The organism is Streptomyces sp. NPDC051104 (assembly GCF_040682835.1).
GTDB lineage: Bacteria > Actinomycetota > Actinomycetes > Streptomycetales > Streptomycetaceae > Streptomyces > Streptomyces cynarae.
The window spans coordinates 234,910-255,709 of the sequence record NZ_JBFBBS010000005.1 but is presented as its reverse complement, the minus strand read 5'-3'; the positions used below and the strand labels follow the sequence as shown (position 1 = coordinate 255,709).

20 protein-coding genes are annotated in these 20,800 nt (G+C 72.7%); 8 read left to right on the top strand and 12 right to left on the bottom strand.

What is annotated here, in order from left to right:
* Positions 1-25: 25 nt before the first annotated feature.
* Positions 26-571: a bacterial proteasome activator family protein gene (locus AB0N14_RS10970; RefSeq protein ID WP_366025346.1), complete on the bottom strand. Its 546-nt coding sequence runs from the start codon at positions 569-571 to the stop codon at positions 26-28.
* Between the two features lie 261 nt (positions 572-832).
* Here AB0N14_RS10970 and AB0N14_RS10965 point away from each other — a divergent pair, with 261 nt between their 5' ends.
* Positions 833-1,915, top strand: a complete 1,083-nt coding sequence (locus tag AB0N14_RS10965) for a hypothetical protein (RefSeq protein ID WP_366025345.1) — start codon at positions 833-835, stop codon at positions 1,913-1,915.
* A 67-nt stretch (positions 1,916-1,982) separates the two neighbouring features.
* Here the strand turns inward: AB0N14_RS10965 and AB0N14_RS10960 are convergent, their stop codons facing one another.
* From AB0N14_RS10960 to pdhA, 6 genes are all read right to left on the bottom strand, one after another.
* Positions 1,983-2,963, bottom strand: a complete 981-nt coding sequence (locus AB0N14_RS10960) for an NAD(P)H-quinone oxidoreductase (RefSeq protein ID WP_366025344.1) — start codon at positions 2,961-2,963, stop codon at positions 1,983-1,985.
* 134 nt (positions 2,964-3,097) lie between these two features.
* Positions 3,098-4,600, bottom strand: coding sequence for a molybdopterin molybdotransferase MoeA (locus AB0N14_RS10955; protein WP_366025343.1), 1,503 nt, complete (start codon positions 4,598-4,600; stop codon positions 3,098-3,100).
* Positions 4,597-5,484, bottom strand: a complete 888-nt coding sequence (locus AB0N14_RS10950) for an NTP transferase domain-containing protein (RefSeq protein WP_366025342.1) — start codon at positions 5,482-5,484, stop codon at positions 4,597-4,599. Before AB0N14_RS10950 ends, AB0N14_RS10955 begins: the two co-directional genes overlap by 4 nt.
* Before the next feature lie 150 nt (positions 5,485-5,634).
* Positions 5,635-7,071 carry a dihydrolipoamide acetyltransferase family protein gene (locus AB0N14_RS10945; RefSeq protein WP_366025341.1) on the bottom strand — a complete coding sequence of 479 codons (1,437 nt, stop codon included), beginning with the start codon at positions 7,069-7,071 and terminating at the stop codon, positions 5,635-5,637.
* Positions 7,071-8,075, bottom strand: coding sequence for an alpha-ketoacid dehydrogenase subunit beta (locus AB0N14_RS10940; protein ID WP_366025340.1), 1,005 nt, complete (start codon positions 8,073-8,075; stop codon positions 7,071-7,073). The genes AB0N14_RS10945 and AB0N14_RS10940 overlap by 1 nt, the downstream gene beginning before the upstream one ends.
* Positions 8,072-9,217, bottom strand: a complete 1,146-nt coding sequence (gene pdhA / locus AB0N14_RS10935; protein WP_366025339.1) for a pyruvate dehydrogenase (acetyl-transferring) E1 component subunit alpha — start codon at positions 9,215-9,217, stop codon at positions 8,072-8,074. Before pdhA ends, AB0N14_RS10940 begins: the two co-directional genes overlap by 4 nt.
* Positions 9,218-9,406: 189 nt before the next feature.
* Here pdhA and AB0N14_RS10930 point away from each other — a divergent pair, with 189 nt between their 5' ends.
* Positions 9,407-9,892, top strand: coding sequence for an Lrp/AsnC family transcriptional regulator (locus AB0N14_RS10930; protein WP_103837358.1), 486 nt, complete (start codon positions 9,407-9,409; stop codon positions 9,890-9,892).
* Between the two features lie 46 nt (positions 9,893-9,938).
* On the opposite strand, the gene AB0N14_RS10925 is transcribed toward AB0N14_RS10930, so the two are convergent.
* On the bottom strand, positions 9,939-10,529 hold the full coding sequence (locus tag AB0N14_RS10925; protein ID WP_366025338.1) for a TetR/AcrR family transcriptional regulator: 591 nt from the start codon (positions 10,527-10,529) through the stop codon (positions 9,939-9,941).
* Positions 10,526-12,040 carry a 3-hydroxyacyl-CoA dehydrogenase gene (locus tag AB0N14_RS10920; RefSeq protein ID WP_366025337.1) on the bottom strand — a complete coding sequence of 505 codons (1,515 nt, stop codon included), beginning with the start codon at positions 12,038-12,040 and terminating at the stop codon, positions 10,526-10,528. The genes AB0N14_RS10925 and AB0N14_RS10920 overlap by 4 nt, the downstream gene beginning before the upstream one ends.
* Before the next feature lie 172 nt (positions 12,041-12,212).
* On the opposite strand from AB0N14_RS10920, the gene paaN reads away from it, so the two are divergent.
* Complete coding sequence (paaN, locus tag AB0N14_RS10915; protein ID WP_366025336.1) at positions 12,213-13,943, top strand: phenylacetic acid degradation protein PaaN; 1,731 nt, start codon at positions 12,213-12,215, stop codon at positions 13,941-13,943.
* A gap of 7 nt (positions 13,944-13,950) precedes the next feature.
* On the opposite strand, the gene AB0N14_RS10910 is transcribed toward paaN, so the two are convergent.
* The 3 genes from AB0N14_RS10910 to AB0N14_RS10900 are packed head-to-tail and all read right to left on the bottom strand — an operon-like array spanning position 13,951 to position 16,817.
* The gene (locus AB0N14_RS10910) at positions 13,951-14,721 is read right to left on the bottom strand and encodes a TrmH family RNA methyltransferase (RefSeq protein WP_366025335.1); all 771 of its coding nucleotides are present in this window, start codon (positions 14,719-14,721) and stop codon (positions 13,951-13,953) included.
* 21 nt (positions 14,722-14,742) lie between these two features.
* Complete coding sequence (locus AB0N14_RS10905; protein WP_366025334.1) at positions 14,743-15,966, bottom strand: HTTM domain-containing protein; 1,224 nt, start codon at positions 15,964-15,966, stop codon at positions 14,743-14,745.
* Positions 15,966-16,817: a DUF5819 family protein gene (locus AB0N14_RS10900; protein ID WP_366025333.1), complete on the bottom strand. Its 852-nt coding sequence runs from the start codon at positions 16,815-16,817 to the stop codon at positions 15,966-15,968. Before AB0N14_RS10900 ends, AB0N14_RS10905 begins: the two co-directional genes overlap by 1 nt.
* A 298-nt stretch (positions 16,818-17,115) precedes the next feature.
* On the opposite strand from AB0N14_RS10900, the gene paaA reads away from it, so the two are divergent.
* From paaA to AB0N14_RS10875, 5 genes are read left to right on the top strand one after another with little or no spacing between them, the layout of a single operon-like run.
* Positions 17,116-18,111 carry a 1,2-phenylacetyl-CoA epoxidase subunit PaaA gene (paaA, locus tag AB0N14_RS10895; RefSeq protein ID WP_366025332.1) on the top strand — a complete coding sequence of 332 codons (996 nt, stop codon included), beginning with the start codon at positions 17,116-17,118 and terminating at the stop codon, positions 18,109-18,111.
* Positions 18,108-18,395 (top strand): 1,2-phenylacetyl-CoA epoxidase subunit PaaB, encoded by a 288-nt coding sequence (gene paaB, locus AB0N14_RS10890; protein WP_037614825.1) that lies wholly within the window; start codon positions 18,108-18,110, stop codon positions 18,393-18,395. The genes paaA and paaB overlap by 4 nt, the downstream gene beginning before the upstream one ends.
* Positions 18,392-19,111, top strand: coding sequence for a 1,2-phenylacetyl-CoA epoxidase subunit PaaC (gene paaC / locus AB0N14_RS10885; protein WP_366025331.1), 720 nt, complete (start codon positions 18,392-18,394; stop codon positions 19,109-19,111). The genes paaB and paaC overlap by 4 nt, the downstream gene beginning before the upstream one ends.
* Positions 19,105-19,647: a 1,2-phenylacetyl-CoA epoxidase subunit PaaD gene (gene paaD, locus AB0N14_RS10880; RefSeq protein WP_366025330.1), complete on the top strand. Its 543-nt coding sequence runs from the start codon at positions 19,105-19,107 to the stop codon at positions 19,645-19,647. Before paaC ends, paaD begins: the two co-directional genes overlap by 7 nt.
* Positions 19,647-20,711, top strand: a complete 1,065-nt coding sequence (locus AB0N14_RS10875) for a 2Fe-2S iron-sulfur cluster-binding protein (RefSeq protein WP_366025329.1) — start codon at positions 19,647-19,649, stop codon at positions 20,709-20,711. Before paaD ends, AB0N14_RS10875 begins: the two co-directional genes overlap by 1 nt.
* Positions 20,712-20,800: the final 89 nt, after the last annotated feature.

Genomic DNA, 20,800 nt, shown 5'->3' with positions numbered 1-20,800 from the left:
TGCCGGGCCCCTCGCACGGTCCGCGTCACAGGTACGGGCCGCCCGCCCGGCCACCGGTGCGGCGGTCCTCCTCGCCGTCCGGGGAGCCCACGCCCGGGGGGAGGGCACGGCGCATCTGTTCCAGCTGGGCGCGGGCCGCCATCTGCTGGGCGAACAGAGTGGTCTGGATCCCGTGGAAGAGGCCCTCCAGCCAGCCCACCAACTGGGCCTGCGCGATGCGCAGTTCCGCGTCGCTCGGGATCACCTCGTCCGTGAAGGGCAGGGAGAGCCGCTCGAGCTCCTCGACGAGTTCGGGGGCGAGACCGTCCTCCAGCTCCTTCACCGAGCTGGCGTGGATCTCCTTCAGGCGCTGCCGGCTCGCCTCGTCCAGAGGAGCGGCGCGCACCTCCTCCAGCAGCTGCTTGATCATACTTCCGATGCGCATGACCTTCGCGGGCTGCTCCACCTGTTCGGTCACCGGGACCTCGCGGGAGTCTTCGTCTCCGGTGCCGCCGAGAGCCATCCCGTCCTGGCCCACGACCAAGATCTTCTGGGCGTTCTCCGACGACCGTTCGTTCCTCGGCATCTCCATGCCGCCATTCTCTCGCACCGATACCCCTCATCAGCCAGGTGCCCGGTACGGGGAGTGATCCACCCCACAACCGACAGTTCGCCCTCGGTGCCTTGCGTCGGCGCAGCGGGGGGCGACGGACGGCGTACGGCGTACGGCCGAGATGCCGGACGCCGGGGTCCGTGTGACGCTGGGGCCGTTGATCTTGCCGCCCGAGCACGGGAGGGGGTCACTCGCGTGACTCCATGGCCTCGTCCGCCGTCCAGGTTCCGCACGCTCCGCGTGGCCGTCCTGCCACCGGTGCTCACCACCACGGCCGTCTGCGGCCTGTACGGCATATCCGCCTGCGCCCTCGCGCCCACGGAGGGGCTCCGGCCCGCGTACGGCATACGGGCCGCGTACGGCATACGGGCCTCCTCCCACACCACGGGGGCCGTGCGTCAGGCCGGGGCCAAGGCCCCCTTCCACGGCACGTACGTCACCCGAATCGCGTATCCGGCCCACGAATCCATAGCCCCGCTCACGGACACCGCGCACACCGTCTCGGCTCGGCCGACCCGCGCATCCGCCACGGAAGACACCACCTCGGCTCCGCCGCCCCGCGCATCCGCCGCCGCGCACACCCTCTCGGCTCCACCGACTCACACTGGCACCCCGGGGCGCACAGCCACCGCCGTCACCGTCACGTCCGACCGGCCGACCGACGCCCCCGCCGCGAAGGCCCCGGCGTCCGGGACGGCGGGCGACGACACTGCCGCTCCCCGGCACACGGCATCCGCGATACCGACGCGCGGGCCCACCCCCGCGCCCACCGCGTCCGCCCCGCCCACCGGGACAGCCCCGCCCGGACCCGAGAAGCCCCAGGGCCACGGCCGGTCCCATGACCACGACCAGCCGCGCGGCCATGAGCCCCACCGCCCCCACCGGCGCCAGGACCCCGCGCAGTCACCCGCCCCCGGGCGACCCGTCGACGATCCGCCCTCCGCCGATCCCTCGCCCGACTCCTCCCGGGCCGGCACCTGGGCCGGCGAGGGAAGGGTGCGGCCCGGGCGGCCGGATCCGGAACCTCCGGACGAGGACGACGAGCCGACCTACACGGACCAGGACCCGCCGTCGCCGCCGGAGCGGACACCGGACCCGGCAGACCGCGACACCGCAGAGGCGACCACCGGCATCGAGCCGTCCCAGGACGCGGCCGACCCCGTGGAGGCCTCGCCCAGCCCCTCACAGGGCGCCGCCGGCTCCGCCCGGGAGACCTCCGCCTCGCGGCCCGTGTCCCAGGTCCTTCCCCTCGGCAGCGGCCTGGTCCTCATAGGCCTCGGCCTGGCGCTCGCCCTCCTCGCCCTGCGTCTGCGTCGTGAATGACCCCCGAGGCCACCGCCACCCCACACGACCGGTGCCCACCGCGCCACCATCACCCGGACGACCACGCCTACGGCGCCAACAGCAGCACCTTCCCGATGTGCCCGCTCTCCTCGAGCACCCGGTGGGCCTCGGCCGCCTCGCTCATCGGGACCTCACGGTCGACGATCGGGCGCACGTCACCGGAGGTGATCAACGGCCACACGTGCTCCCGCACCGCCGCCACGATCGCCGCCTTCTCCTCGAGCGGCCGCGCCCGCAGAGAGGTCGCGGTGATCGCCGCCTGCTTCCGCAGCAGCGTGTTGATGTTCAGCTCGCCCTTCACCCCGCCCTGCAGACCGATGATCGCGAGACGCCCGTTCACCGCGAGCGCCTGGACGTTGCGGTCCAGGTACTTCGCACCCATGTTGTCGAGGATGACGTCGGCACCCGCCCCCGCTGTGGCCTGCCGGATCTCCTCGACGAAGTCCTGTTCACGGTAGTTGATCAGCACGTCCGCGCCCAGCTCGGCGCAGTAGTCCAGCTTCCCCTTGGTGCCTGCCGTGACCGCGACCCTCGCGCCCACCGCCTTGGCCAGCTGGATCGCCATCGTGCCGATGCCGCTGGAGCCGCCGTGCACGAGCAGCGCCTCGCCCGGGCGCAGATGGGCGACCATGAACACGTTCGACCAGACCGTGCAGGTCACCTCGGGCAGCGCGGCGGCGTTCCGCAGATCGAGCCCCTCGGGCACGGGCAGCAGCTGACCGGCCGGCACGGCCACCTTCTCGGCGTATCCGCCGCCCGCGAGCAGTGCGCACACCTCGTCGCCGACGGCCCACCCGGAGACGCCGGGGCCGAGCGCGGCGATCCGCCCGGAGCACTCGAGCCCGGGGTACGGGGACGCCCCCGGCGGCGGGTTGTAGAAGCCCTGCCGCTGGAGGAGATCGGCACGGTTGACCGCGCTGGCCACCACGTCGACCAGCACTTCGCCCTCGGCGGGTACAGGATCGGGGACCTCGGCCCACACCAGCGCCTCGGGCCCACCGGGTTCAGGAATCGTGATCGCGTACATGAGGGGGACGCTACTCCTCACGGAAGAGCCCCGCCGACCCCCCGCGCGGGCGCCCGACGGCATCCCGACCCGGATGTTTCACGTGAAACACTCCCGCTCCTGATCAGCCCGAGGCGAGATCACCCAGCGAGGCCTCACCCCGCCAACGCCCAGGGCAGGTCGAGCAGTTCCACTTCCTGGCCGGGATCCGCGCCCCCGGGCGGCACCACTGCGAGGGCGTCCGCGGCGGCGATACCGCGCAGCATGGCGGGGCCGTGGTAGTGCAGCGGTAGCGCCTGGTCGGCGCGTACGACGACGGGGATGAGCCGGGTGTCGTACGGGTGGCCGTGGACGGAGTCCTTCAGGGGCAGCGTGTACGGCTCCGGCGCCATGCGGCCGGCGAGGGTGCGCAGCAGCGGCTCGGCGAGCGTGAGCAGGCCGGAGACGGCCGCAAGGGGGTTTCCGGGCAGACCGACGAGGTGCCGGCCGTCCTGGATCCGCGCGAGGAGCATGGGATGGCCCGGGCGGACCTGCACGCCGTCGACGAGGAGTTCGGCGCCGACGCGTCGCAGGGTGGGGTGGACGTGGTCGACGGGGCCCGCGGCGGTGCCGCCCGTGGTGACGATCAGTTCGGCCGCCGAGGACGTCACGGCGTCGTACAGGGCATCGGCGTCGTCGCCGAGCCTGCGGACGGCCGTCACATCGGCGCCGAGTGCGCGCAGCCACGGCGGCAGCATCGGCCCGAGCGCGTCCCGGATCAGCCCGTCCCTGGGCAGGCCCTCGGTCAGCAACTCGTCACCCAGCACCAGGACTTCGGCGCGCGGCCGGGGCAGCGCCCGCAGCGTGTCGTAACCGGCGGCGGCCGCGAGTCCGAGGACGGCCGGGGTGACGTGGGTGCCCGGGGGGAGCAGGTGTTCGCCGGTGTGGCACTCCTGGCCGCGCGGCCGGATGTCCTGACCCTGCGGGAGTTCTCGGGTGCTGTGCAGCCGTCCCTTGTCGTCGGTGCGGCCGTGCTCGGTGCGCAGGACGGCGGTGGTGTCCGGCGGGACGCGGGCGCCCGTGGCGATCCGCACGGCCTCGCCGTCGCCGAGGGGTGCCGGCTCGGCGTGCCCGGCCAGGACCCCGTGCTCCCGCACGTCCCAGGGGCCGGGGCCGGCGACCGCCCAGCCGTCCATGGCGGAGGTGTCGAAGGAGGGGAGGTCGGTCAGGGCGGTGAGCGGCGCGGCGAGAACCAGGCCGAGTGCCGCGTCGAGGGGCACGTCCAGGGCTGGGCGGCGCGGAGCGGAGCGAGCGGCGCGCTCGGCGACGGCGCGGGCCTCGGGCCAGGATGTGGCGCGGTGCTTGGAGGGGGGCGGGGCGGAGGTGCCGGAGTCTGCCGGGCGGTCCGGGGTGCCGGGGTGCCGGGGTGCGCGGGGGCCGGGCTCGGGCGTACGCGCCTCGGGCCCGGGAACGGGCGGCCCGGGCTCGGGGGCGCGCGGGGCCGCATCCCGGACGAGGGCGAGGGCCTCCTCGAGGTCCCGGTCGTGCTCGTCCTGCGGTGAACGGGCGGGGCGTGCCTGCGGACGGCTCGGCTCCCCGCTCTCGTTGGCCACGGCCAGCGCCTCCTCCATGTCGCGTTCCTCGGTGTCCAGGTGTCTCTCGGTGCCCCGCCCGGTCATCCGGCGCCCGGCCTGTCCTCGGCGGCGTCCTCGTCGGCCCACCGCAGGGCCAGCGCGGCGGCCTTGCGGGCGGCTTCGGCGACCGCCTCGGGGCCACCCTTCGCCTGCGCGGCGGCGTAGCCGACGAGGAACGTCGTCAGCGGGGCCGCGGGGCGGGCGACCCCGTGCGCGGCGTCTCGGGCCAGGTCGAGGAGGACGCCGGTGTCGACGTCGAGGTCGATGCCCAGTTCGTCCTTGACTGCGGAAATCCATTCATCCAACACGTGTCCATGCTCCCTGATGCGTGATCGGGCGGTGGCGATGTCGTCCCAGGTGTCGCAGTCGAAGGACGCGACGGGGTCGGAGATACGGGTGAGGTCCAGCCCGACGACCAGGCGCCGCAGCGGAAGGCCGGTGAGACCGGCGTGCTCGGTGGTGAGCCGTGCCAGCTCGCGGCGCAGTGCCGCTGTGCGGTAGGCGGCGACGAGGGGCTGGTCACGCCCCTCGGGGTCGGTCAGCACCGCCCCTTCGGCGCCGCTCGCACGGAGGGCGTCCAGCAGCCGTCGTACCGTCCGCTCGGTGAGGAACGGCAGGTCGGCGGAGAGTACGACGGCATCCGCGGCCGTGGTCCGCTTCAGGCCCGCTTCGAGCGCGGCGACCGGTCCGGCGCCGGGCGGCTCCTCACGGGCCCAGACCACGGGGCGCGCGGTGGGCCGGGCACCGGCGACGACCACGGTGGTGTCCGCGTCGGCGCACGCCGCCAGCACCCGGTCGAGCAGCGCCCGTCCGCCGACGCGCACACCGGGCTTGTCGGCGCCGCCGAGCCGCCGGGCGGCACCGCCCGCGAGCACCACGGCGTCGTAGCCGTCGCGGCGGGGGTCGCCCGGGGGCTGGTACGCGGTCATGCCCCCGAGTATGGGCGCCGCATGGATCAATGCCACCCTCGGGGACCTCGACCGTGCGCGAGGGATCGCTGACAGGGCGCCGGGCGGCCCGTTTCCGGGCGGGCGGCCGGGCCCGTGCCCGGGCGCGTGCGGCCGGGCCCGGCCGTCGGCTCAGAGGGTGCGCAGCAGCACCGCGGGCTGTTCCACGCAGTCCGCCACATACCGCAGGAAGCCGCCTGCCGTGCCGCCGTCGCACACCCGGTGGTCGAAGGTGAGCGAGAGCTGCACGACCTGCCGCACCGCGAGCTCGCCGTCGTGCACCCAGGGCTTGGGGACGATACGGCCGACGCCGAGCATGGCCGCCTCGGGGTGGTTGATGATCGGAGTCGAGCCGTCGACGCCGAACACCCCGTAGTTGTTCAGCGTGAACGTCCCGCCGGTGAGGTCCGCGGGGGTGAGGGTCCCGGCGCGCGCGGCCTCGGTGAGCCGCGCGAACTCCGCGGTCAGCGACTCGGCGTCCCGTGCGTGCGCGTCACGTACGACGGGGACGACGAGCCCCCGCTCGGTCTGCGCGGCGAACCCGAGGTGCACCTGGTCGAGCCGGACGATCTCCCGGGCCTCCGTGTCGACGGTGGCGTTGAGTTCCGGGAACCGGGCGAGCGCGGCGGTGCAGATGCGGGCCAGCAGCGCGAGCAGGGAGATCTTCGGGCCGCCGGCCGCGTTCATCGCCGCCCGCGCGCGCATCAGCTCGGTCGCGTCGGCGTCCACCCAGCAGGTCGCGTCGGGGATCTCACGCCGGCTCCGGGAGAGTTTGTCGGCCACGGCACCGCGCACGCCCTTGAGGGGGATACGGGTGCCTGCACGGGGCTCGGGGCGCTCGAGGAGAGCCGTCTTCGGTGCCGGAGCGGTCACCGTGGCCTTCGGCGCCTCCTCGCGGGCCGCCGTGGTCCTCAGGGCGCCCTCCACGTCCGCCCGCAGGATCAGCCCGTCGGGTCCGGACCCCGTCAACCGCCGCAGGTCCAGGCCGTTCTGGCGGGCGAGCCTGCGGACCAGCGGGGAGATGACCGGGACGGGGCCGTCAGCGCGCTCCGGGACGGTGGGGCGCCGGGTGTGCAGTGGAGAGGCGGACCCGGGGGGCTCGGTGGCGGACCCGGGGGGCTCGGTGGCGGACCCGGGGGGCTCGGTGGCGGACACCGGCTGCTCGGTGGCGGGCTCGGCCGTCCGATGGCCTTCGGACGGTTCGCCGCCCGTGGGCCGTGCGCCGGGCCGCGGTGGCCGTACCCTGCGGCGGCGCACCGGAGCCGCCGACGTGCCGTATCCGACCAGCACGTTCCCGGACGACTCCGCCGCGGGCTCCGCCGGCGCGCCTACGGCGACCGTCAACAGCGGTGCACCGACCGGCAGTTCCGCGCCCTCCTCGCCATAGCGGGCCGTGACCACACCGCCGTAGGGGCAGGGCACTTCGACCATCGCCTTGGCAGTCTCCACCTCGACGACCGGCTGGTCGACCGCGACGACGTCCCCGACCTGCACCAGCCAGCGGACGATCTCGGCCTCGGTCAGTCCCTCCCCGAGGTCCGGCAGCCTGAACTCCAGCACCTTGGCCATCACCTCTCCGCCTCCCACTGCAGGCGCCCCACGGCGTCCAGGATCCGGTCGACGCCCGGCAGGTGGTGCCGCTCCAGCATCGGCGGCGGATACGGGATGTCGAACCCGGCCACTCGCAGCACCGGCGCCTCCAGATAGTGGAAGCAGCGCTCCGTCACGCGCGCGGCGATCTCCCCGCCGGGACCGCCGAACCCGTTCGACTCGTGCACCACCACGGCCCGGCCCGTGCGGCGCACGGACGCGGTCACCGTCTCGTCGTCGAACGGCACCAGGGACCGCAGGTCCACGACTTCTAGGTCCCAGCCCTCGGCGCGCGCCGCTTCGGCCGCCTCCAGGCACACCGGCAGCGACGGACCGTAGGTGATCAGCGTGGCGCTCCGGCCCGGGCGCCGCACCACCGCACGGCCTATCGGCTCGACAGCCTCGGGCTCCTCGGGGTTCCAGGTGTCCTTGGACCAGTACAGCCGCTTGGGTTCCAGGAAGACGACCGGGTCGTCCGAGGCGATCGCGGCCCGCAGCAGCCCGTAGGCGTCGGCGACGGTCGCGGGCGTGACGACGTGAAGGCCCGGAGTCGCCATGTAGTACGCCTCGGAGGAGTCGCTGTGGTGCTCCACACCGCCGATGCCTCCCCCGTAGGGGACGCGGACGGTGATCGGCAGCGGCATCGCGCCACGGGTGCGGTTGCGCATACGCGCGACATGGCTGACCAGTTGCTCGAACGCGGGGTACGCGAACGCGTCGAACTGCATCTCGACGACCGGCCTGAGGCCGTACATCGCCATGCCGACGGCCGTGCCGAGGATGCCCGCCTCGGCGAGCGGGGTGTCCGTGCAGCGGTCGTCGCCGAACTCCTCGGCGAGCCCGTCGGTGACGCGGAAGACACCGCCGAGTGTGCCGACGTCCTCACCCATGACGTGCACGGACGCATCGGCTGCCATGGCGTCGCGGAGCGCACGCGTCAGGGCCTGGGCCATGGTGGCCGGCTTGAGGGCCACGGTCGTCATCGCCCGGCTCCTTCCGGTCCCGCAGCCTCCGCGTCCAGCTCCGCCCGCAACTGGGCCTCCTGCTCCCTCAGTTGGGTGGTGGGCTCGGCGTACACGTGGGCGAAGAGGTCCCTCGGGTCGAGCGCCGGGTCCTGGTTCATGCGCGTGCGCAGGTCGGCGGCCATGGCCTCGGCGTCCTCGCGCGCGGCCCGCATCCCGTCCTCGTCGAGCAGTCCGCGGTCCGTCAACTCCTGCTCCAGCAGCACGATCGGGTCGTGGTCGCGCCAGGCCTCGACCTCGGCGTCGGCGCGGTAGCGGGTCGCGTCGTCGGCGTTCGTGTGCGCGTCGAGGCGGTACGTCACCGCCTCGACGAGCGTGGGGCCGCCGCCCGCGCGCGCGCGCGCCACGGCGTCGGCGAGCACCTCGTGCACCGCGGCGGCGTCGTTGCCGTCGACCAGGCGGCCCGGCATGCCGTAGCCGACGGCCTTGTGGGCGAGGGAGGGAGCCGCGGTCTGTTTGGCGAGCGGCACGGAGATCGCGAAGCCGTTGTTCTGGACGAGGAAGACGACCGGTGCCCGCCAGACCGCGGCGAAGTTCATGGCCTCGTGGAAGTCGCCCTCGCTGGTGCCGCCGTCGCCGACCAGGGCGAGCGCCACCACATCGTCGCCCTTCAGGCGTGCGGCGTGGGCGAGGCCCACGGCGTGCGGCAACTGGGTGGCGAGCGGGGTGCACAGGGGGGCCACGCGGTGCTCGTACGGGTCGTAGCCGGTGTGCCAGTCGCCGCGCAGCAGGGTCAGGGCCTGGACGGGGTCGACGCCGCGGGCGACGGCGGCGAGCGTGTCGCGGTAGCTGGGGAAGAGCCAGTCGTGCTGCTCAAGGACGAGCGCCGCGGCGACCTGGCAGGCCTCCTGCCCGGTGCTGGAGGGGTAGACGGCCAGGCGGCCCTGCTTGGTCAGCGCCGTCGCCTGCGCGTTGTAGCGGCGTCCGCGCACCAGCTCGGCGTACAGCCGGCGCAGCAGCTCCGGGTCGGCCTTGGCGGCGGCCTCGGTGCCGAGGACGCGGTACGGCCGCGCGTCGGGCAGCAGCGGTGCGGGATCGGTACGGGGCTGCCAGGCGGGCGGCGGGGTCGGCCGGTAGGCACCCCGCTGCTCCATGACCGTCATGACGGCACCTCCTCGTGGGAGCGGCTTCAGGCGCGCCACGGGAGTGATGCGCCTCACCTACCGATTGTTCGGTCGACAGCACATTTTGGCTACAGGCCCCTTCAGGCTGTGGACAAACGGTTCTCCACACCCTGAGATGGACGCATTACGTCCATGGTAGAGAGGCGGGGGTACATGGCGTCTGAACAAATGGCCGAGCCCGCGGAGCACAGTCCCGTTCCGCCGTCCCCGCGCCCCCTCGACGCCATCGACCGGGACATCCTGCAACTGCTCCAGGCGGACGGCCGTGCCTCCATACGGGCGGTCGCCGAGCGCGTCCACGTCTCGCGCGCCAACGCCTACGCGCGGATCAACCGGCTCATCGAGGACGGGGTGATCCGCGGCTTCGGGGCCCGCGTGAACCACGAGCGCGCCGGTCAGGGCACATCGGCCTACATCACCCTCAAAATCGTCCAGAACTCCTGGCGCACCGTCCACGAACAGCTGCGCAGGCTTCCCGGCGCCGCCCACATCGCCCTGGTGGGCGGCGATTTCGACGTCCTGCTGCTGGTGCACACGCCGGACAACCGGGCGCTGCGCGAGCTGGTCCTCACCCGGCTCCAGGCGATCCCCGAAGTGCTCAGCACGCGCACGCTGCTGGTGTTCGAGGAGGAGGACGTGGAGCCGGAGGGCTAGGGTCTTTCGTTTGGATCAGGTCGGCTGTCAAGCCACCAAGACCCGTTCAGGACGCCTTGCGGAGCCCGCCGAAGACCAGCTGCACGACCGCGTCGGCCACTTCCCGCTCGCCCATGCCGCGTCCGTCGGGCCGGTACCACTCGACGATCGAGTTGATCATTCCGAAGACGAGCCGCGTGGCGAGCCGCACTTCCACATCGCCGCGCACGTCCCCGTCGGCGGCGGCCGCCTTGAGCAGCTCGGCGACCCGGTGGTCGAACTCGCGGCGCCGCTCCAGCGCCCACCGCTCGGTGCCGGTGTTGCCACGCACCCGCAGCAGCAGCGTCACATACGGCAGTTCGGCGGTGAGCACCTCGACCATGCGCCTGACGACGTACTCCAGCCGTTCCACCGGGCGCCCCTCGCGCGCGTGCTCCTCGTCGAGGATCCCGAACAGGCCGTCCAGGGCGCGGCTGACGGCGCGGCGCAGCAGCTCCTCCTTGCCGGCGACGTGGTGGTAGATCGACGATTTGGAGATGCCCGCCGCCTTGGACAGGTGCTCCATGGAGGTGCCGTCGTAGCCGCGCTCGTTGAAGACCTGCACCGCGACGGAGAGCAGGCTCTCCGGGGTGTACGTGTCACGCTTGGCGGTGGTCATGAGGTGCCCTCCCGCTTCTCGGAGGCGTACGCGTGGCGGTAGAGCGCGAGGGACGGGGCGTACCGTCCGGAGAGGTCGCGCAGGTGAAGGTCGTCAAGGACGTCGTAGGCCCAGCCGCGGCCGAGCCTGCGGCTCCACTCGAAGGGGCCGAGGGGATAGTTGACGCCGAGGCGCATCGCGGTGTCGATGTCCTCCTCGGTGGCCACGCCCTTGGCGACGGCGTCGTGCGCGAGGTCGATGATGCGGGCCACCGTGCGGGCGACGATCATGCCGGGCACGTCCCCGATGACGCTGACGTCCTTGCCGAGCGCCTGGAAGAGCCCGGTGGCCTCGGCCAGGGTCTGCGCGGAGGTGTCCTGGGAGGCGGACAGGGCGATGCGGGTCGCCCTGCGGTAGTCGAGCGCCAGATCGAAGTAGACGACGTCGCGGAACTCCACGGAGGTCTGCCCGTCGGCGAGGACGAGCTGGCCACCGCTCGGCAGTACCAGGCGGGTGCCGTGGTCCTCGTCCTCCTCACGGACCCCGATACCCGCCTCGCGGATCAGCACGAGCACCTCGGAGGCAGGACCGAGGTCGCCCTCGGCGACCACGTACGAGGGTGCCTGCGCCTTCTCCGCGGTGTGCGGCTCGGGCCGCTCGGCGCCGTCCGCGTAGTCGTACCAGCCGCGTCCGCTCTTGCGGCCGAGCCGGCCCGACTCGACCAGCCGCCGCTGCGCGAGCGAGGGCGTGAAGCGCACGTCCTGGAAGAAGGACTCCCACACGGAGCGGGTGACGGATTCGTTGACGTCCTGCCCGATCAGGTCGGTCAGCTGGAAGGCACCCATCCGGAAGCCGCCCGACTCGCGCAGCACGGCGTCGATGGTGGCCGGGTCGGCGGCCTGCGCCTCGTACACCGCGAACGCCTCGGCGTAGAACGGCCGCGCGATGCGGTTGACGATGAAGCCGGGGGTGTCGGCGCAGGCGACGGGGGTCTTGCCCCAGGCGCGGGCCGTCTCGTACGCGCGCGTGGCCGACGTCACGTCGGTGGCGAACCCGGAGACGACCTCGACCAGCGGCAGCAGCGGCGCCGGGTTGAAGAAGTGCAGCCCGACGAAGCGGCCCGGGCCCCGCAGGGCACCGCCGATCGCGGTCACGGACAGGGAGGAGGTGTTGGTGGCGAGCAGGCAGTCCTCGCCGACGATGTCCTCCAGCTCGCGAAACAGCTGCTGTTTCACCTCGAGGCTTTCCAGGACCGCCTCCACCACGAGCGCGCAGTCGGCGAGCTCGGCCAGGCTCCCGGCGGGCAGGAGGCGGGCGCGTGCCGCGTCGCGCTCGGCGCCGGTGAGCCGATCCTTCTCGACGAGCCGGTCGAGGCGCGCGCCGATCGCCGCGGCCGCCTCGCGGGCGCGGCCGGGGACGGCGTCGTACAGCCGCACCGGGTGGCCCGCGACCAGCGCGACCTGGGCTATGCCCTGGCCCATGGTGCCGGTGCCCACGACGGCCACGGGACTGCTGAGGTCGAGTGCTGTCATGTGCGCGATCCTCCCGCACGGGGTTGTCCACGGATGCGGCGGACCCCTTGTCCACAGATACGGCGGACACTCTTGTCCCGACCGATCGTTCGGTTACTCTAACCCTGTCCGGCTGTTCCTGCCCAGGTCACGAGCTCAAGGGAGAGCTCTCAAGACGAGGAGTTGGTCCCGCATGGCCGCCGAACTCACCGCGCACCAGCTGATCGCCCAGCACCGGCCCACCCTCGACCAGGCGCTGGAAGCGATCCGTACGCGCGCGTACTGGTCCCCCCACCCCGAGCACCCCAAGGCCTACGGGGAGAACGGCAGCCTGGACGCGGCGGCGGGCAAGGCCGCCTTCGAGGCGCTCCTCGGCTCCCGCCTCGACCTCGGCCAGCCCGGCACGGACGACTTCACGGGCGCCGAGGTCTCCCCGTACGGCATCGAGCTGGGCATCATCTATCCGCACGCTGACATCGACGTACTGCTGCCCGCCATGCGCGCGGGTCAGAAGGCGTGGCGCGACGCGGGCGCGGAGATGCGCGCGATGGTGTGCCTGGAGATCCTCAAGCGCATCAGCGACAGGACGCACGAGTTCGCGCACGCGGTCATGCACACCAGCGGCCAGGCCTTCATGATGGCGTTCCAGGCAGGCGGCCCGCACGCACAGGACCGCGCCCTGGAGGCGGTGGCGTACGCGTACGTGGAGCAGGCCCGCACCCCCGACACCGCCGAGTGGACCAAGCCCCAGGGCAAGCGCGACCCGCTGGCGCTGACCAAGACCTTCAAGGCCGTGCCGCGCGGTATCGCACTGGTCATCGGCTGCAACACCTTCCCGACGTGGAACGGCTACCCGGGCCTGTTCGCCTCCCTCGCCACCGGCAACGCGGTGCTGGTCAAGCCACACCCGCGCGCGGTGCTGCCGCTCGCGCTCACGGTGCAGGTGGCCCGCCAGGTGCTCGCCGAGGCCGGCTTCGACCCGAACCTCGTGGCGCTGGCGGCCGAGCGCCCCCAAGCTCTCGACTCCGCTCGAGCGGGGGGGACCCCCATCGGCGAGGGCATCGCCAAGACACTGGCCGTCCGCCCGGAGATCCGGATCATCGACTACACGGGCTCCACGGCGTTCGGCGACTGGCTGGAGGCCAACGCCCGCCAGGCCCAGGTCTACACGGAGAAGGCCGGCGTCAACTCGGTGATCGTGGAGTCGACCGACGACTACAAGGGGATGCTGTCCAACCTTGCGTTCTCCCTCTCGCTGTACAGCGGCCAGATGTGCACCACCCCGCAGAACCTGCTGATCCCCCGGGACGGCATCACCACCGACGACGGCCCGAAGTCCTACGACGAAGTGGTCGACGACCTGGCGAAGGCGGTCGACGGCCTGCTGGGTGACGACGCGCGGGCGAACGCGCTGCTCGGCGCGATCGTGAACCCGGACGTCCAGGCCCGCCTGGAAGCGGCGGCCGGGCTCGGCGAGGTCGCCCTGGCCTCGCGGGAGATCTCCAACCCGGAGTTCCCGAAGGCCGTCGTCCGCACCCCGGTCATCATCAAGCTCGACGGCGCCAAGCCGGACGCCGAGGCCGCCTACATGAGCGAGTGCTTCGGCCCGGTCGCCTTCGCCGTTGCGGTGGACTCGGCGACGGACGCGGTGGAGCTGCTGCGGCGGACGATCAGGGACAAGGGCGCGATGACCGTGGGTGCGTACACCACCTCGGAGGAGGTCGAGCAGGCCGTCGAGGAGGTCTGCCTGGAGGAGTCCGCCCAGCTCTCGCTCAACCTGACCGGCGGGGTGTACGTCAACCAGACAGCCGCCTTCTCCGACTTCCACGGCTCGGGCGGCAACCCGGCGGCCAACGCGACCCTGTGCGACGGGGCGTTCGTGGCGAACCGCTTCCGGGTGGTAGAGGTGCGCCGGGAGGCGTAGCACCGGCTCAGTCGGATGCGCCCCCGGTCGCGCTCCAGTGGTAGAGCGTCATGGCCACGCTGGTCGCGAGGTTGTAGCTGGAGACCTGGGGGCGCATCGGCAGGGACACCAGGTGGTCGGTGCGGGCGCGCAGCTCGGCGGAGAGGCCGGTGCGCTCGGAGCCGAACGCGAGCACGGCGTCGTCGGGGAGTTTCAGCCCGCGGATGTCGTCGCCCTCCGGGTCCAGCGCGAAGACCGGGCCGGGCGGCAGCTCGGCCACGGTCAGCCGCTCCACGGCGGTCGCGAAGTGCAGCCCTGCCCCGCCGCGGACCACCGTGGGGTGCCAGGGGTCGAGCGTGCCGGTCGTGACCACCCCGGTCGCGCCGAAGCCGGCCGCGAGCCGGATCACGGCGCCCGCGTTGCCCAGGTTGCGGGGGTTGTCGAGGACGACGACGGGGGCGGTGCGGGGCGTGCGCCCGAGCGTCTCCAGGTTGGCCTCGCGCGAGGGGCGCTCGGCGAGGGCCGCGACCCCGGTGGGGTGCGGGCGCGGTACGAGGACCCGGTACGCGGCGTCGGGGACCTCCGTCAGCAGCGTGTCCAGTGTGTCCCGTACGTCGGGGGCGAGCTCGTCGGCCAGGGCGAGTGCCGCACCCCGGTCGGTGGTGACGGCGACCGGCACCCGCGCGTGGAAGCGCACCGCGTGCTTGAGCGCGTGGAAACCGTCGAGCAGCACGCAGGAGGCGACGAGCCCGCGCCAGGTGGTCAGCGGGTCGGTGGCGCCGCGGGACGGGTCGGTCATGCTGTGCAGCCTACGTCCGGCTCAGGCCGGCGAGCCTGCCTGTGCGGGCTCGGTCGGCTCCTCAGTGGGCGGCCGGTGCGGTCGCGGGCGAGGCAGCGCCCGGGCGACACGGCCCGCGGCCAGGCGCCCACGCGCGCGCGACGCCCAGCCGCCCAGCCGGCGCAGGAAGGACGTCGGCAGGAACACGGCGTCGGCGGCGATCATCGCCAGGGAGAAGAACGGCAGCCCGAGGACCACGGCGATCACCGCGTGCTCGGTCATCATGCACGCCAGCAGGACGTTCTTCACGCGCCGGTTGAAGAGGGTGAACGGGAACGCGACCTGCGCGGCGACCGTCCCGTACGTCACCAGCAGCACCAGCGTGCCCTGCGCGGACAGCAGGTCGGACAGGGCGGGCCAGGGCGAGAAGGAGTCCAGGTGCAGCGGGTAGTAGACGGCGGTGCCGTCCTGCCAGCTCGAGCCCTGGATCTTGTACCAGCCGGCGGTCGAGTAGATCAGACACGCCTCCGCCATGATCACGAGCAGGGCGGCGTTGTGAACGAGGTTGGCGACGACGTCCAGCAGGATGCGGGGCTCGCCGTCAGGGGCGCGCCGGACGACGTACCACCACAGGCCCTGCACGGCCCACAGCCCCCAGTACACGGCAAGCCAGCCGGCGCCGAGCCGGCCCGCGCCCGTCGCCAGGGCCAGCGCGAGGCCGAGCACGCCCCACAGCACGGGTCCCGCCCGGTCGGGCCGGGGCCGCTCCCCACGCGCGCGTGCGGCACGGGCGCGCCGTTCGCGTCGCTCGTCCAGCGACCACACCTGCCCGCAGCGCGTGAAGACCAGGTAGATCGCCATCAGATGGATGACGTTGTCGCCGCCGTCGCCCATGAACACGCTGCGGTTCTGCAGCGACAACACGCCCACCATGAACAGCACGGACATCGCGCGGGTGCGCCATCCCAGGAGGAAAAGGGCGCTCGACAGCACGGCGAGGCCGTACACGGCCTCGAACCAGACCTGGCTGCCGGACCACATCAGGATCGTGAAGGCGTGGTTGTCCGCGATGAGCTGCCGGGCCAGGTCCCAGCTCCACGGGCCGTCGGGTCCGTACATCTCCTGGCGGTGGGGGAACTCCCGCAGCAGGAACAGCAGCCAGGTGGCCGCGAAGCCGATGCGTACGACCGCGGTCTGGTACGGGCCGAGGGCGGCGTCGGCGACTCGTGCGATGCCGCGCGAGACGGACAGGGCGACACGGTTCATCAGGCGCTCGCCCCCGTCCGCTCACCGTCCGGAAGCGACCACCAGGGCAACTGGCGGTACACGGGCGTGCTGGACACCTGTTCGTCGCTCCACTTGGGCGGCGGCACATTGGTGGTGCGGGAGCGGACCTGGACGCTCTCGAGGGTCTCGCCGCGGCCTGCCGCGTGCTCCCGGTCGAGACGCACCACGACCACGCGGCGCAGATAGTCCTCGGACAGGGCGCCGCGCAGGCCCGCCGGGCGGTTCTCGCCGTCGTGCGAGGCGACGTAGAAGTCCCAGGCGCGACGCAGTTCGTTCTGCTGGGTGTGGCTCGGCAGCAGATTGCCGTGGATGGCGTCGCCGTCGAGCGCCGACAGGTCGTACCAGCCGGTCGTGCGCTCCGAGCCGTCCCGGGTGCGTACCTCGGCGCGGACCTGGACGTCGATGTTCTGCTGCAGCGGGTTGGGGGCGAACAGCTTCCAGTTCTGCTCGAACTCCGGGTAGATCCAGTCGTCGATCGCCTTGCCGTGCTTCTTCGTGAGTGTGTTCGGGGGCGCGACGTGCAGGAACAGCATGCAAAGGTGCACACACGCGGCGACCGCGACGACCGCGAGCGCCAGCGCGACGGCGACCTGGTAGCGGAGCGAGAGGGCGGCTATGCCGGTGCGGGGCGCGGGGGTCGGGGAGGCGGATTCCGGGGAGGCGGCGGGTTCGGCGGGTGGGGCACCCCCAGCGTCCCTCTGTTGCTCCTGCTCCTCGGTGACATCCTCGGTGACATCCCTCATGGCGCCCTCGGGCAGGGCGGACACCGGGTCGGCACAGTCGCCCGGCCGATGCCGCCGGGCGTCCGGTCCCTTGTCGTACGCGTCCATCCCGCCCCGTCTCCCGAGCTCTCCTGCCGTGATGCCGTCGCTGTCCGCCGGCCGGGCCCGTCACCTGCCGTGTACGCGGCGAGCCGCGCGGCCCGCCTCACCCGTTCGCAGCACGCCGGGCGTGCGCACCCGGAACGGTACTCAGCCCCGCCCGCCCCGCACAGCCCAATCGGCACAGCGGCCGGACGGTCGCCGCAGGTTGTCCACAACGGTTGACACCCTACGGCGCCCCGCCTCACCATTGAATCGACCGGACCGAACGATCGGTCGGGAAAAGGCGAATGGTCAGGGGGACCGCATGGCGACAGCAGCAGCGCACCGGACGGCCCGCGCGGACGGCACAGAGGCGGACGCGACGGCGTACGAGGCCGTGTTCGACGCCGCCGTGGCCGCCGACGAGCGCATCGAGCCCCGCGACTGGATGCCCGACGCCTACCGCGCCACCCTCGTCCGGCAGATCGCCCAGCACGCGCACTCCGAGATCATCGGCATGCAGCCGGAGGCCAACTGGATCACACGCGCTCCCTCGCTGCGCCGCAAGGCGATCCTGATGGCCAAGGTCCAGGACGAGGCGGGCCACGGACTGTATCTGTACGGCGCGGCGGAGACGCTCGGCACCAGCCGCGACGAGCTGCTCGACAAGCTGCACACCGGCCGCCAGAAGTATTCGTCGATCTTCAACTACCCGACGCTGACGTGGGCCGACGTCGGCGCCATCGGCTGGCTGGTGGACGGCGCGGCGATCACCAACCAGGTGCCCCTGTGCCGTTGCTCCTACGGGCCGTACGCGCGCGCGATGGTCCGTATCTGCAAGGAGGAGTCCTTCCACCAGCGCCAGGGCTACGAGCTGCTGCTGACCCTCAGCCGCGGCACACCGGAGCAGCACGCGATGGCGCAGGACGCGGTGAACCGCTGGTGGTGGCCGTCCCTGATGATGTTCGGCCCGCCCGACGACGAGTCGGCACACTCCGCGCAGTCGATGGCGTGGAAGATCAAGCGGCACTCGAACGACGAGCTGCGCCAGCGCTTCGTGGACATCTGCGTCCCCCAGGCGGAGTCCCTGGGCCTGACCCTCCCCGACCCGGACTTGAAGTGGAACGAGGAGCGGGGGCACCACGACTTCGGCCCCATCGACTGGACGGAGTTCTGGGAGGTCCTCAAGGGCAACGGCCCCTGCAACGAGCAGCGGCTGACCCAGCGCAGGCAGGCCCACGAGGAGGGCGCCTGGGTACGGGAGGCAGCCGCGGCGTACGCGGCGAAGCACAACGGCGGAACGGGAGTGCGGCACGCATGACGAACACCGACTGGCCCCTGTGGGAGGTCTTCGTGCGCTCACGCCGCGGCCTCTCCCACACCCACGCCGGCAGCCTGCACGCTCCGGACGCCGAGCTGGCCCTGCGCAACGCGCGCGACCTGTACACCCGGCGCGGCGAGGGCGTCTCGATCTGGGTGGTGCCCTCCGCCGCGATCACCGCGTCCTCGCCGGACGAGAAGGACCCGTTCTTCGAACCGGCCGCCGACAAGCCGTACCGGCACCCGACGTTCTACGAGATCCCGGAAGGGGTGAAGCACCTGTGACCGTCACCGTGCACACCGCGGCCGCCCTGGCCCTCGGTGACGACGCCCTGGTGCTCTCGCACCGCCTGGGGGAGTGGGCGGGCCACGCGCCGGTGCTCGAGGAAGAGGTCGCCCTCGCCAACATCGCCCTCGACCTGCTGGGCCAGGCCCGGGTGCTGCTGTCCATGGCGGGCGACGAGGACGAGCTGGCGTACCTGCGCGAGGAGCGCGCCTTCCGCAACCTGCAGCTGGTGGAGCAGCCGAACGGCGACTTCGCGCACACCATCGCCCGCCAGCTGTACTTCTCGACCTACCAGCAGCTCCTGTACAGCGAACTCGCCGCCGGGGACAGCGAGTTCGCGGCCCTCGCCGCCAAGGCGGTCAAGGAGGTCGCCTACCACCAGGACCACGCCGAGCAGTGGACGCTGCGGCTCGGCGACGGCACCGACATGAGCCATGAGCGGATGCGTCGCGCGTGCGAGGCGCTGTGGCGGTACACGGGAGAGATGTTCCAGCCGGTGGAGGGCGTGGACGCCGACTGGACCGGCATGGAGCGGGCCTGGCTGGACTCGATCGGCGACATCCTGCGCCGGGCCACCCTCGAACTCCCTCAGGGGCCGCGTACCGGGGCGTGGACCGCGGGCGCGGGGCGGCAGGGCGTGCACACCGAACCGTTCGGGCGGATGCTCGCCGAGATGCAGCATCTGCACCGCAGTCACCCGGGGGCGTCATGGTGACCGCCACGGCCCTCGAAGAGGAACTGCGCCGGCTCGCCGGCTCCGTCCCCGACCCCGAGCTGCCCGTGGTCACCCTGGAGGAGCTGGGCGTTCTGCGGTCCGTCCATGTGCGCGGCACGGACGCGGTGGAGGTCGAGCTGACCCCGACGTACACGGGATGCCCCGCGCTCGAAGCGATGTCCGTGGACATAGAGCGGGTGCTGCGCGAGCACGGCGTACGGGAGGTCGTCGTACGCACGGTCCTCAGCCCCGCATGGTCGACGGACGACATCTCCGAGGAGGGCCGCCGCAAGCTGAAGGAGTTCGGGATAGCGCCCCCTCGCGTCCGCGGACGGCACACGTCGAGCCCGGTGCCCCTGGAGCTGGGCCCCACCCGTACCGTCGCCGACTCCGCCGAGGCGGACGCCTCCGTGCACTGCCCGTTCTGCGGGTCCGCCGAGACGGAGCTGCTCAGCCGTTTCTCCTCCACCGCGTGCAAGGCGCTGCGCCGCTGCCTCGTCTGCCGTGAGCCGTTCGACCACTTCAAGGAGTTGTGATGGCCCGGTTCCACCCGCTCCCGGTGGCCTCGGTGGAGCGGCTCACCGACGACTCCGTGGTCCTGACCTTCGCCGTGCCGCCCGCACTGCGTGAGGAGTACCGGCACACACCCGGCCAGCACCTCGCGCTGCGCCGCACCGCCGATGACAGGGAGATACGGCGTACGTACTCGATCTGCTCCCCCGCTCCGGCACCGGACGAAGAGGGCCCGCGCACGCTGCGGGTCGGGGTGCGGCTGGTCGAGGGCGGAGCCTTCTCGACCTACGCGCTCAAGGAGATCGCCGAGGGCGACGAGCTGGAGGTCATGACACCGGCGGGACGGTTCACGCTCGAGCCGGCACCCGGCCTGTACGCGGCGGTGGTGGGGGGCAGCGGCATCACCCCCGTGCTGTCGATCGTGGCGACACTCCTGGAGCGGGAACCCGGCGCGCGGTTCTGCCTCATACGCAGCGACCGCACGACGGCCTCCACGATGTTCCTGGAAGAGGTCGCCGACCTCAAGGACCGCTACCCCGAGCGGTTCCAGCTGGTCACGGTGCTCTCCCGGGAGGAACAGCAGGCGGGACTGCCTTCCGGGCGGCTCGACCGGGAGCGGCTGGCCCGGCTGGTGCCGGCACTGCTGCCGGTGGAGCAGGTCGCCGGTTGGTTCCTTTGCGGACCGTTCGGGCTGGTGCAGTCGGCGGAGCGGGCGCTGCGCGGGCTGGGAGTGCCGCGGACACGGATCCACGAAGAGATCTTCCATGTGGACGACGGAGCCGTGACCACGCCGTCCGCTCCGGCCCCCGCGCACAGCAGGGTGACCGCGCGACTCGACGGACGCGGCGGAACCTGGCCGGTCCACGACGGCGAGTCGCTGCTGGAGACGGTGCTGCGCAACCGTCCCGACGCGCCCTACGCCTGCAAGGGCGGCGTGTGCGGGACCTGCCGGGCCTTCCTGGTCTCGGGCGAGGTACGGATGGACCGCAACTTCGCGCTCGAGCCGGAGGAGACGGAGGCCGGATATGTGCTGGCGTGCCAGTCGCATCCGGTCACGGAGACGGTGGAGCTGGACTTCGACCGGTGAGCGTTCCCCGCGGAGCCGCTCACCAGGCGTTCCCAGGGAGGGCCTGTCCGCGGACCGTTCCCTTCTTCTAGAACCTGTTCTATCTTGAC